The following is an 11465-nucleotide window of genomic DNA, read 5'->3' as shown; positions in this document are numbered from 1 at the left end:
TCGCGCTTCGCGCATGCGCTTCGAGGCCTGAACGGCGGGACGGGCCTCAACCCTTGGAGGTGTCTCGTAAGACTCGACTCGGGGGGTTGCGGGGGCATTGACGGCCTGGTCGGCATGCGGGCCTGCGGGTGGGGGTGTCGGCGTTCATGATCGAGGCTTGATTCATGATCGAGGCTCGCTCGTCCGCGAAGGTGGGGATGTGGGCCTGTTTGTGAAGGTGCTGTGTTTTTGGCGCGGTCTTCGGCGTCGCGGGGTTGGGGCCCCGTGGTGTCCCGCCGTTCAGGCCTCGAGACTCGCGTCTGCGGCGCATGCGATGTGCGGTGGGCCGTCCGCGGAAGGTGGCCTTTGAGCACCTTCGGCCAAGGGCGGGACGGGCCTCAACCCTTTGTGGGGTGTCTCGTAAGACTCGACTCGGGGGTGCGGGGCATTCGGGGCTGGTGACGGGTGTGGGCCGGTTCGGGTGCCCTCGTCGGACTCGACGCAGTGGGTTGCGGTGGTATTCGAGGTCCGTACCGGTTGTGGGTCGGTACGGCGGGGATCGAATAGAGGCGGCGGGACGGTTTTGTGCTACAGGGGTGCTACGCGGACGATGGTGGTGGTGATTCCGTCGACCACGAACCACAGTCGCAGCGTCGGCCGGCCGGTCGTCCGGTCGCCGGGTTCGTATCTGCTGCGCACACTGATGTGCTGGCGGGCCAGGACCGGGGCGACGTACTCGATGACCGCGCGATGCGGGCCGCTGACCAGTTTCGGGTAGTCGACCAGGTACTGCTCCACGGCCTGCCAGTAGCAGGTGTTGTTCACATGGTTGTACTGGTCGATATCGGTGGCCCGAAGCGGGAACGGCAGATCGGTATCGGATTCCGGTGGGGTGGAGTCGGTCAGCCAGGGGCGCCAGCGCAGGCGTTGTTCGGCTGTGGTCTGGGCGAGGTAGGCCAGGCCGGTATCGCTGATCCGGGCGGGCATATTGTTCGACTCGTTGATATTGATCCAGAAACCCTCGGTTTCGATCAGGCCGCCGCGGTCGCTGGTGATCCGGACCCGCATATTCGCCCAGCGGGTGGACATACTCGAACACCAGCGACGCAGGTGCACCTGATCGGGCCAGAGCACCGGCCGCACCACGTCGATGACCGTGCGCCGGATGATCCAGCTCGGGTCGCTGCGCTCCAGCACCGATTGATGGAGGTGTTCCCAGGCGATGTCCTGCAGGTAGCGGGCGACACCGTCGAGGCGTAGACGGTTGTACGGGTCCACGTCGCCGGCTCGCACCGGCCACGCCGTGACGAACCCCATGCCCTCCTGGGGAAGCGGGGCGAGCGGCTGATCGAGTGACACTTGTGCTCCTCGCGCGGCGGGCTGGGCCGCGGTACTTCTGCGTGTTTCCTGTGAGACGACTTTACGGGGCCTGTGTCACCGCGCCACGCCGAGCCGCCTGTTCGTGGTGTTCGGCGGGTGACGGTGGTCAGTATCCGACGTAACCGGAGCCGTCGGAGACGCCGACCACGCCGGGTACATTGCCGAGCGAACCGTATCGTTCGATGGCGTATCTCGTACCGGCGATGATGTTGTCCACCGGGTTCCAGATATCGCTGTGGCCGGGTAGCGAATAGGAGTCGAAGGTGGGGTCGATGGTCTGCATGAGACCCTTCGACGGGATCCCGGCCGCCGCGTTGCTGTCCCACAGGTTGATCGCGTTCGGATCGCCGCCGGATTCGCGTTCGATTATCAGCGCGATGGTGGCGGCTTCGGAATCGTCTATGTCGTAGCCGTTCTCGCGCAGCACCCGGATGGCTTCCTGGATCCATTCCGCCTGATCCCCGGTGGGCATGACGGTGGGGGCGGCGGTGCCGGTGGAGAGTGCGGGGCTGCCGGAGCCGGTGTCGGTGGAGGTGCCGCCCGTCAGGGAACTGGTCGGTGTGCCGCTGGTGACGGGATAACCGCTCGGTGGACTGTCGCCGGCCGCCGGTGCGCTGGTGACGGCGGGAGCCGGCGGCGCGGGGGCGGGGGCGGTGCCCGGATCACCCAGTCCGCCGTAGGCGCGCTCCAGTTCGGTGACCGCTCGCTGGACCTGGGTGGTCGCGCGGTTAGCCGTATCCTCCGCGGCTTGCAGGGCGTTGACGATATGCCACTGGTGGGAGGCCGCCACGAGTCGCTGGGCCAGTTCGATGCGCTGCATCTCGGGGGAGTCGGCGGTATCGCCGGCGGCCCGGCGCAGGTGGTCGATCCGTGCTCGGGCGCTGACGGTGCCGTCGTCGGCCACCTCGAAAGCGGGTAGCGGCGGTTGTGCGGTATCACGCGCGGTATCGCGCAGCAGCAGCACTCTGTTCTTCGCCTCGATCAGATCGGTGACTTCGGCGCGCAGCGCGGTATCGAGTTCCAGCAGGGCCGCGCTCACCGCTCCGGTCCGCGTGCGTTCGGTATCCATGCGGATGCCGGCTGCCGTACCGGCGGGCCCCGACCAGTTCATCGCCCGGGTATCGGTGACCGCGGTGCCGGTGAGTTGATCGAGACGGCCGGCCAGGGTGTTCGCGTGGGTGGCGGCCGCGGTCAGGTGGTCGGCCTGCCATTGTTCGACGTTGCCGATGGTGAGGGTCATACCGTGGGCTCCAGTCCGACGGTGGTGAGCGCTGCGGTGACCTCCGCTTCGGTCATTTCGTAGTCGCCCGCGCTCGTGCGCAGCGTATCCGCGACAGCGTTGAGACGGTCGGCGATACGGTGCAGGCAGGAGGCGGTGAGGTCGGCGGCGCGCTGGGCGGGCGGACCGAACCCGGTGCCGGGGAGCGCGGTGGTGACCGTGGCGAGAACCCCGGCGGTATCGAGCGCGGTGACCGCGTCCGCCTCGGTATCGAGCCGTCCGGCGAAACCGCGCAGCAGACCCGGGCCGACCCGTACCGTCGTACCCGGTGTGCTCGTTTCCTCGTTCATTCGTCCCCCATGGATTCCCACCCGTTCCCGATGTGGCCGAGCCTGACAAGATGGCGTATTTCCCGAGGTCGGCTCGACAGGCGCGAGCGATCGGAAGTCGGGCTCGTCCGGGCGGTCTCACCCCGCTCCGGGGATGGACTCGGACCGGTGGTGCCCATTAAGTTGGGGAAGACGGGTGGATTGGTACATGACGACTGGCACGTCTCTATAACCGCCGGTCGGCGAACACGAGAGGTCGGTATATGCGCGCAGCTCAGGTCAGCAAACTCGAGGGACCGGAAGCGATCGAGATCGTCGATATCCCGGAACCGAAGCCGCTGCCGGGAGGGGTGGTGATCGATGTACACGCCGCTGGTGTCGCCTTTCCCGACGTCCTGATGACCCGTGGGCTCTATCAGATGAAACCCCCGATGCCCTTCGTGGTCGGCGGCGAGGTCGCCGGGGTGGTGCGCGAGGCCCCCGAGGGATCGCATGTGAAACCCGGTGACCGCGTCTGCGCGTTGACCATGCTGGGTAATGCCATGGCGGAGGTCGCCACGACCACCGCCGAAATGGTCTTCCGGCTGCCGGACAACATCTCCTTCGAAGCCGGTGCCGGGATCCTGTTCAACGATCTCACCGTGCACTTCTGCCTGCGTAACCGCGGCCGCCTCGCCGAGGGGGAAACCGTGCTGGTGCACGGCGCGGCCGGCGGGATCGGCACCTCTACGCTGCGACTGGCGGGTGCGCTGGGCGCGGGCCGGGTTATCGCGGTGGTCAGCACCGAGGAGAAGGCCGAGATCGCCCGTGCGCACGGCGCCACCGATGTGGTGCTCACCGACGGATGGCTGGACCGGGTCAAGGAGCTCACCGACAACCGCGGTGTGGATATCGTGCTCGACCCGGTGGGCGGTGACCGTTTCACCGACAGCATCCGGTCGCTGGCCCGCGGCGGGCGTCTGCTGGTGGTCGGCTTCACCGGCGGTGATATCCCGACCGTGAAGGTGAACCGCCTGCTGCTGAAGAATGTCGAAGTCGTCGGTGCGGGCTGGGGTGAATGGGTGCTCTCGCATCCGGGTTATCTCCTCGAGCAGTGGGCCGAAGTGGAGCCGCTGTTCGCATCCGGGAAGATCGCCGCGCCGCAGGCGGTGCTTTTCCCGCTGGAACAGGCCGCGCAGGCGGTCGCTTCACTGGAGAACCGCGCCGCCACCGGCAAGGTCGTGGTGACACTGCGCTGAGGTGTGACACCGCGCTGAGGTAACGGAAGCGGGCCCGGCGGCCGGTGCACCGGCCCACCCGAACCGGGGTGAGACCGGTGCACCCCGGATCCGGCTACCGGCCGCGCCGTTGCCGATCGAGTGTGTTGACACCAGCGGGGTTGCGCCCATCGCGCGGGTAGCAGGCATAGACGCCGCGCACACCCTCCTGTTGTTCCATCGCTTCCAGCGCCTGCATGCACTCGGCGCCGCTGGGGAACACCTTGGGAAGGAGGGGTGCTTCGGACGCGGCGGCCGTACCGCCGGCGCCGAGCAGCGCGGCTCCGATGACTCCGGCGACGAATGCCGAACCGATAATGCGTTTCATGGCTTCTCCGTGAATTCGGTGGTGTGTGGATGCCCGGAGCCTGTGCGCCGGGCAGTTCGCAGGCGTCGCTGATCCGCGTGAAGGCGGACGCGAGCTCCTGCGTGATCTGTGTTCTCCGATGGACCGGTGACCCGGTCGCGCAACGGCGACTGCTACGAGGCGACGTGCCGGGCAGCCGTCCGGGGAAACCCCGGGAGTTGCTGCCACGCCCGGATATTCTCGATTGGAACCATCCCCCCTGTGAGCCCGTCGAACGAATCGGGAGCGCGACTCGCGCCGTCGGTCCCGAGAGGTTCGGTGATCGAGCAGGACTTCTGCCCGAAAACTGTTCTGTCACATCTACTGACGGGCCTCGGCCGGAAACGGTTCCACCGGATTCCACACTTCTGCGCGGATCGAATTCGCGGGGGCGGGCAACCCTTCCCGTCGAGGTATTCCGGCGCACTGCCGGGCCGACTGCCGACTCGGCCGCGCGACATTTCCCCGGCGATGGCGGAATACGGTGCCGCACGGGTTCGCCGGGCATATGCCCGCCGGTGCCGGAACCCCGGGCGACCTGCACCGCCGCCGGGCGCGATCTTTCGTCGGTATTGTGCACGGCATGCGGATCAGGTCGGCGATAGTCCTCGGGTTAACCGCGGCGTTTGCACTCACGGGGTGCGGGACCGACCAGGACGGCGAGGCCGCCGACGGACCGCGCGGCCCGGCTCCGAAGGTGGCTGCACTCGGTCCGTTCGTGGGGGAATGCGGGCATGTCACCGACGAGGAAGTCCGTGATCTCGGAGGTATCGGCCAGATCGCGCAGTCGTTCAAGAACGCGGTCGGCTGCAATTGGCAGGCCGGCGGGCTGGGCGGAACCTCGATAACCTTCGCCTCCTATCGCGGTAGCCCCTTGGAGCGAGAGAAGGCATGGGTCACCACGCGCGGCCGCCCGCCGGAACCGATCACCGTGGGTGGGCGCACCGGGTTCGCGGCACTGGATCCCACCGGGCGTGTCTGTGATCTGGCAGTGCAACTCGACGACGACTTCTTCGAATGGTCCACCGCGCTGGGTTCGTTCAGCGGTACCGGTACCAACCCGTGTGACAAGAGCCGCGCATTGGCCGAACTGACCGTCGAGCGGCTGGGGTGATGACGATGGCAGACCACCCGCGGGCCCGGCGCGGGCGGCGATTCCGCACCGCGGTCGCCGCCGCTGCGCTATCGGTGACGACGGTGCTCGGCGTCGGCTGCGGTAGCACCGTCGACGGGACCGCGCTGCCGGTCGGTGGCGGTGAATCGGTGAATACGGCCCAGATAGACAAACTGCTCCGCGAATGCGAGGTGGTCACCGAGCAGCAGATCGTCGATGTGCTCGGCGGCAACACCTATATCCGTGACTCCTTCTTCGGCGCGGTGTGCATGTGGGATATCGGCGGTGGCTCCGGAATGCTCACCTTGAACTGGTACGAGAACGGATCCCTGCGCAACGAGCAGGCGACGAACGACAAGCTGGGCTACATCACCACGAAGACCACGGTGCAGGGCACGATCGCCCTCGAGGTGCGGCGGCCCGGCGATCCGAATTCGTGCGGGATGACCGCGAGCGCCGCCGACTCCGGGGTGATCGGCTGGTGGGTGAACTCGGGGACACCCGATCCGTGCGCCGCCGCGAAGAAATTGCTCGAGCTCACCCTCAATATCGCTCGCTGACGGTTCGATACCCGCCGGGATCCCGGCGGGCGCACCGATGCCGGGTCGCCGGGCCCGGGATGGTCCGGGGAACAAGTCCGGGTCGGTGCCCGGAACAAGCGGCGGGGCCCGGCTGTTGACAGGTGGGCCAGAGACTGCCCGGGAGGGGTCGAGAGCCGGAAATCGAGGGGCCGCGGCCGGCCCGCCATATCACAACATCACCCCGGTTTTGACCCTATTCACTACGCCCGAGTACAGTGGACCGCTGTGCCCGGAAGGATACGGGCAAGTTCGAGCGTAGACGTAGGCCAGCGAAAGCGGCTGACGATTCCAGCGTGCCTGTAAATCGGGCCCTGAACTGCGTGCGACACGCCCGACCTCGGGACGCGAGAAACGTGGTTGGACGTGCGGGTGAAAGCTCGATGAACAGCCCTGACACCGCCATAACCGATAAAAGGAAAGCCGGTATATGCCAACCATCAACCAGCTGGTCCGCAAGGGTCGTCGCGACAAGGTCGCCAAGACCAAGACCGCGGCCCTGAAGGGGAGCCCGCAGCGTCGTGGCGTGTGCACCCGCGTGTACACCACCACCCCCAAGAAGCCGAACTCCGCGCTGCGGAAGGTCGCGCGTGTGAAGCTGACCAGCGCGGTCGAGGTCACGGCTTACATCCCGGGCGAAGGCCACAACCTGCAGGAGCACTCGATGGTGCTCGTGCGCGGCGGTCGTGTGAAGGACCTTCCCGGTGTGCGCTACAAGATCATCCGCGGCTCGCTCGACACCCAGGGTGTGAAGAACCGCAAGCAGGCCCGCAGCCGTTACGGCGCCAAGAAGGAGAAGAGCTGATATGCCTCGCAAGGGCCCCGCTCCCAAGCGTCCGCTGATCAACGACCCGGTCTACGGGTCGCCGCTGGTGACGCAACTGGTCAACAAGATTCTCCTGGACGGCAAGAAGTCCACTGCCGAGCGCATCGTGTACGGCGCGCTGGAGCAGGCGCGCGAGAAGACCGGCACCGATCCGGTCGTCACCCTCAAGCGCGCGCTGGACAACGTCAAGCCTGCCCTCGAGGTGAAGCCGCGCCGCGTCGGTGGCGCCACCTACCAGGTTCCGGTCGAGGTCCGTCCCGGCCGCTCCAATACTCTCGCGCTGCGCTGGCTGGTCAACTACTCGCGGGCGCGTCGTGAGAAGACCATGATCGAGCGCCTGGCCAACGAACTGCTGGATGCCAGCAACGGCCTCGGTGCTTCGGTCAAGCGTCGCGAGGACACCCACAAGATGGCCGAGTCGAACCGGGCCTTCGCGCACTACCGCTGGTGATGTCTGCCCGGCCCATCGCTCCTGGGCCGGGAGGCTTACGGAAGCTTCCGCTTCCGCTTTGACAGATATGACGACCGTACGGTCGTCGGCGAAAATCCCAACTAGCTACGAGCGGGGAAGATTTCCGTGGCACAGGACGTGCTCACCGACCTGAACAAGGTCCGCAACATCGGCATCATGGCCCACATCGATGCGGGCAAGACCACTACGACCGAACGCATCCTCTTCTACACCGGTGTGAACTACAAGATCGGCGAAACCCATGACGGGGCGTCGACCACCGACTGGATGGAGCAGGAGCAGGAGCGCGGCATCACCATCACCTCCGCGGCGGTGACCTGCTTCTGGAACCAGAACCAGATCAACATCATCGACACCCCCGGCCACGTCGACTTCACCGTCGAGGTGGAGCGCAGCCTGCGTGTGCTCGATGGCGCTGTCGCCGTCTTCGACGGCAAAGAGGGTGTGGAGCCGCAGTCCGAACAGGTGTGGCGGCAGGCCGACAAGTACGACGTGCCGCGGATCTGCTTCGTCAACAAGATGGACAAGCTCGGCGCGGACTTCTACTTCACCGTGCAGACCATCAAGGACCGCCTCGGCGCCAAGCCGCTGGTCATCCAGCTGCCGATCGGTGCCGAGGACACCTTCGAGGGCATCGTCGACCTGGTCGAGATGAACGCGAAGGTCTGGACCGGCGAAACCAAGCTCGGTGAGAAGTACGAGGTCCAGGAAATCCCGGCCGATCTCAAGGAGAAGGCCGAGCAGTACCGTCAGGAACTGCTCGAGACCGTCGCCGAATCGGACGAGGCCCTGCTGGAGAAGTTCTTCGGCGGCGAGGAGCTCTCGATCGACGAGATCAAGGGCGCCATCCGCAAGCTGACGGTCAACTCCGAGCTGTACCCGGTGCTGTGTGGTTCCGCGTTCAAGAACAAGGGCGTGCAGCCCATGCTCGACGCCGTGGTGGACTACCTGCCCTCGCCGCTGGATGTCGAATCCGTGCAGGGTCATGTGCCCGGCAAGGAAGACGAGGTCATCACCCGTAAGCCGAGCGCCGACGAGCCGTTCGCGGCCCTGGCGTTCAAGATCGCGGTGCACCCGTTCTTCGGCAAACTGACCTACGTCCGCGTCTACTCGGGCAAGGTCGACTCCGGTGCCCAGGTCATCAACGCGACCAAGGGCAAGAAGGAGCGGCTGGGCAAGCTGTTCCAGATGCACTCCAACAAGGAGAACCCGGTACCCCAGGTCAGCGCCGGCCATATCTACGCGGTCATCGGCCTGAAGGACACCACCACCGGCGATACCCTGTGCGATCCGAACAACCAGATCGTGCTGGAATCGATGACCTTCCCGGACCCGGTCATCGAGGTCTCCATCGAGCCCAAGACCAAGTCCGACCAGGAGAAGCTGGGCACCGCGATCCAGAAGCTCGCCGAAGAGGATCCGACCTTCACGGTGAAGCTGGACCAGGAGACCGGCCAGACCGTCATCGGCGGTATGGGCGAGCTGCACCTGGACATCCTGGTCGACCGGATGAAGCGCGAATTCAAGGTCGAGGCCAACGTCGGCAAGCCGCAGGTGGCCTACCGCGAGACCATCACCAAGAAGGTCGAGAAGCTCGAATACACCCATAAGAAGCAGACGGGTGGTTCGGGTCAGTTCGCGAAGGTCATCATCGCGCTGGAGCCGTTCGTCGGTGAAGACGGCGCCACCTACGAGTTCGAGAACAAGGTCACCGGTGGCCGTGTGCCGAAGGAATACATCCCTTCGGTCGACGCGGGCGCACAGGACGCCATGCAGTACGGTGTGCTCGCCGGTTACCCGCTGGTCAACCTGAAGGTGAGCCTGCTCGACGGTGCGTACCACGACGTCGACTCCTCGGAGATGGCGTTCAAGATCGCCGGCGCGCAGGCCATGAAGGAAGCGGCCCGTAAGGCCGGTCCGGTGATCCTCGAACCGCTGATGGCGGTCGAGGTCACCACGCCCGAGGAGTACATGGGCGATGTGATCGGCGACCTGAACTCCCGCCGTGGCCAGATCCAGGCCATGGAGGAACGCAGTGGTGCCCGTGTCGTCAAGGCGCTGGTTCCGCTCTCGGAGATGTTCGGTTACATCGGTGACCTGCGGTCGAAGACCCAGGGCCGGGCGAACTACTCCATGGTGTTCGATTCGTACGCGGAGGTTCCGGCCAACGTGTCGAAGGAGATCATCGCCAAGGCGACCGGCGAGTAAATACCCCTCCGGGGCAGGTAGCTCACCTGCCCCGGATCTCCCGGGAGTTTGTTCAACCGTTAGTTCCCCACGCGAGTGGGGATGACCCCCGCACTGCTGCAACTGCAAGCACCAACAAGTCCAGGAGGACCACACAGTGGCGAAGGCGAAGTTCGAGCGGACAAAGCCGCACGTCAACATCGGCACCATCGGTCACGTCGACCACGGCAAGACCACGCTGACCGCAGCGATCACCAAGGTGCTGGCGGAGAAGTACCCGGATCTGAACGAGAGCTTTGCCTTCGATCAGATCGACAAGGCGCCGGAGGAGAAGGCTCGTGGTATCACGATCAACATCTCCCACGTCGAGTACCAGACCGAGAAGCGCCACTACGCCCACGTCGACGCCCCGGGTCACGCCGACTACATCAAGAACATGATCACCGGTGCGGCGCAGATGGACGGCGCCATCCTGGTGGTCGCGGCCACCGACGGCCCGATGCCGCAGACCCGTGAGCACGTGCTGCTCGCCCGTCAGGTCGGCGTGCCCTACATCCTGGTCGCGCTGAACAAGTCGGATATGGTCGACGACGAGGAAATCCTCGAGCTCGTCGAGATGGAGGTCCGCGAGCTGCTGGCCTCGCAGGAGTTCGACGAGGACGCCCCCGTCGTGCGTGTTTCCGGCCTGAAGGCGCTGGAGGGCGACGAGAAGTGGAGCGAGTCCATCATCGAGCTGATGAACGCGGTCGACGAGTCGATCCCGGATCCGGTGCGTGAGACCGATCTGCCGTTCCTGATGCCGATCGAGGATGTCTTCACCATCACCGGTCGTGGCACCGTGGTCACCGGTCGTGTCGAGCGGGGCACCATCAACCTCAATGCCGAGGTCGAGATCGTCGGCATCCGCCCGGAGAAGACCAAGACCACCATCACCGGTATCGAGATGTTCCGCAAGATGCTGGACAGCGCCGAGGCCGGTGACAACGCGGGTCTGCTGATCCGTGGCATCAAGCGCGAGGACGTGGAGCGCGGCCAGGTCGTGGTCAAGCCGGGCACCACCACCCCGCACACCGAGTTCGAGGGGCAGGCCTACATCCTGTCCAAGGACGAGGGTGGCCGCCACACCCCGTTCTTCAACAACTACCGTCCGCAGTTCTACTTCCGTACGACTGACGTGACGGGCGTTGTGACCCTGCCCGAGGGCACCGAAATGGTTATGCCCGGCGACAACACCGAGATGTCGGTGAAGCTGATCCAGCCGGTCGCCATGGACGAGGGCCTGCGTTTCGCGATCCGTGAGGGTGGCCGCACCGTCGGTGCCGGTCGCGTCACCAAGATCGTCAAGTGATTCACTGAATCGCTGGAAACGGCGTCGCTCCGAAAGGAGCGGCGCCGTTCTCGTTATGTGCGACAGGGCGCACGGTATGAGTCGGGTCCGGAAGTAGCCGGGCGCGTGGAATTCCGGCGGCGATCGGTCTCGACTGTCAGAAGTACAGACCGGAACTTCCGGTCGCGTCCAAGAACGCGATCCACAGCCTGCCCACCGGCCCAGGATCGCTGCACGAGCCACCAACCGAAGAGAAGGTGCAACCGTCGTTCGCTACTGGTGCTGAACTGACTTCGGGGGTGAGGGGCAGTCCGCGGTCGGCCGATGCCGGGGCCGCCAGCCCGGTCAGAGCGCCGACAGCTACCGCGCCGACCAACACAGCGCTGCTGATGCCGCGTTTACATTTGATACTGCTGACCAATACTCGCACGACGGGCGAGGATACCATCTCG

Annotated in this window: 11 protein-coding genes; 7 read left to right on the top strand and 4 right to left on the bottom strand. The window is 65.8% G+C overall.

The features are described 5' to 3' along the window. Positions 1-567: 567 nt before the first annotated feature. The 3 genes from ACWEWT_RS26825 to ACWEWT_RS26815 form a co-directional block, all read right to left on the bottom strand. On the bottom strand, positions 568-1338 hold the full coding sequence (locus ACWEWT_RS26825) for an acyl-[acyl-carrier-protein] thioesterase (protein WP_452562986.1): 771 nt from the start codon (positions 1336-1338) through the stop codon (positions 568-570). Positions 1339-1465: 127 nt separating this feature from the next. Next, a complete protein-coding gene (locus tag ACWEWT_RS26820) occupies positions 1466-2599 on the bottom strand; it encodes a transglycosylase SLT domain-containing protein (protein ID WP_452562984.1) in 1134 nt (377 codons plus the stop codon). Beyond that, positions 2596-2928, bottom strand: coding sequence for a type VII secretion target (locus ACWEWT_RS26815; protein WP_452562983.1), 333 nt, complete (start codon positions 2926-2928; stop codon positions 2596-2598). The genes ACWEWT_RS26820 and ACWEWT_RS26815 overlap by 4 nt, the downstream gene beginning before the upstream one ends. Before the next feature lie 242 nt (positions 2929-3170). On the opposite strand from ACWEWT_RS26815, the gene ACWEWT_RS26810 reads away from it, so the two are divergent. Beyond that, positions 3171-4145, top strand: coding sequence for an NADPH:quinone oxidoreductase family protein (locus tag ACWEWT_RS26810; RefSeq protein WP_452562981.1), 975 nt, complete (start codon positions 3171-3173; stop codon positions 4143-4145). Between the two features lie 94 nt (positions 4146-4239). On the opposite strand, the gene ACWEWT_RS26805 is transcribed toward ACWEWT_RS26810, so the two are convergent. Beyond that, the gene (locus ACWEWT_RS26805) at positions 4240-4491 is read right to left on the bottom strand and encodes a hypothetical protein (protein ID WP_452562980.1); all 252 of its coding nucleotides are present in this window, start codon (positions 4489-4491) and stop codon (positions 4240-4242) included. 601 nt (positions 4492-5092) lie between these two features. On the opposite strand from ACWEWT_RS26805, the gene ACWEWT_RS26800 reads away from it, so the two are divergent. From ACWEWT_RS26800 to tuf, 6 genes are all read left to right on the top strand, one after another. Then, complete coding sequence (locus ACWEWT_RS26800; protein ID WP_452562978.1) at positions 5093-5623, top strand: DUF3558 domain-containing protein; 531 nt, start codon at positions 5093-5095, stop codon at positions 5621-5623. A 5-nt stretch (positions 5624-5628) separates the two neighbouring features. After that, a complete protein-coding gene (locus ACWEWT_RS26795) occupies positions 5629-6183 on the top strand; it encodes a DUF3558 domain-containing protein (protein WP_452562977.1) in 555 nt (184 codons plus the stop codon). A 448-nt stretch (positions 6184-6631) separates the two neighbouring features. Beyond that, on the top strand, positions 6632-7006 hold the full coding sequence (gene rpsL, locus ACWEWT_RS26790; RefSeq protein ID WP_030525247.1) for a 30S ribosomal protein S12: 375 nt from the start codon (positions 6632-6634) through the stop codon (positions 7004-7006). Between the two features lies 1 nt (position 7007). Beyond that, positions 7008-7478 (top strand): 30S ribosomal protein S7, encoded by a 471-nt coding sequence (gene rpsG / locus ACWEWT_RS26785; protein WP_030525248.1) that lies wholly within the window; start codon positions 7008-7010, stop codon positions 7476-7478. Between the two features lie 126 nt (positions 7479-7604). Continuing rightward, complete coding sequence (fusA, locus tag ACWEWT_RS26780; RefSeq protein WP_452562976.1) at positions 7605-9707, top strand: elongation factor G; 2103 nt, start codon at positions 7605-7607, stop codon at positions 9705-9707. 136 nt (positions 9708-9843) lie between these two features. After that, positions 9844-11034: an elongation factor Tu gene (gene tuf, locus ACWEWT_RS26775; RefSeq protein ID WP_452562974.1), complete on the top strand. Its 1191-nt coding sequence runs from the start codon at positions 9844-9846 to the stop codon at positions 11032-11034. Positions 11035-11465 lie beyond the last annotated feature (431 nt).

It is taken from the genome of Nocardia sp. NPDC003963 (assembly GCF_053605105.1).
The sequence above is the reverse complement of the archived record's forward strand: the minus strand, read 5'-3'. Positions and strand labels throughout refer to the sequence as shown.

Bases quoted from the DNA above. Each gene is read 5' to 3' on its own strand.
- ACWEWT_RS26820 (WP_452562984.1), bottom strand. From the start codon at position 2,599: ATGACCCTCACCATCGGCAACGTCGAACAATGGCAGGCCGACCACCTG.
- ACWEWT_RS26815 (WP_452562983.1), bottom strand. From the start codon at position 2,928: ATGAACGAGGAAACGAGCACACCGGGTACGACGGTACGGGTCGGCCCG.
- ACWEWT_RS26810 (WP_452562981.1), top strand. From the start codon at position 3,171: ATGCGCGCAGCTCAGGTCAGCAAACTCGAGGGACCGGAAGCGATCGAG.
- ACWEWT_RS26805 (WP_452562980.1), bottom strand. From the start codon at position 4,491: ATGAAACGCATTATCGGTTCGGCATTCGTCGCCGGAGTCATCGGAGCC.
- ACWEWT_RS26800 (WP_452562978.1), top strand. From the start codon at position 5,093: ATGCGGATCAGGTCGGCGATAGTCCTCGGGTTAACCGCGGCGTTTGCA.
- ACWEWT_RS26795 (WP_452562977.1), top strand. From the start codon at position 5,629: ATGGCAGACCACCCGCGGGCCCGGCGCGGGCGGCGATTCCGCACCGCG.
- rpsL (WP_030525247.1), top strand. From the start codon at position 6,632: ATGCCAACCATCAACCAGCTGGTCCGCAAGGGTCGTCGCGACAAGGTC.
- rpsG (WP_030525248.1), top strand. From the start codon at position 7,008: ATGCCTCGCAAGGGCCCCGCTCCCAAGCGTCCGCTGATCAACGACCCG.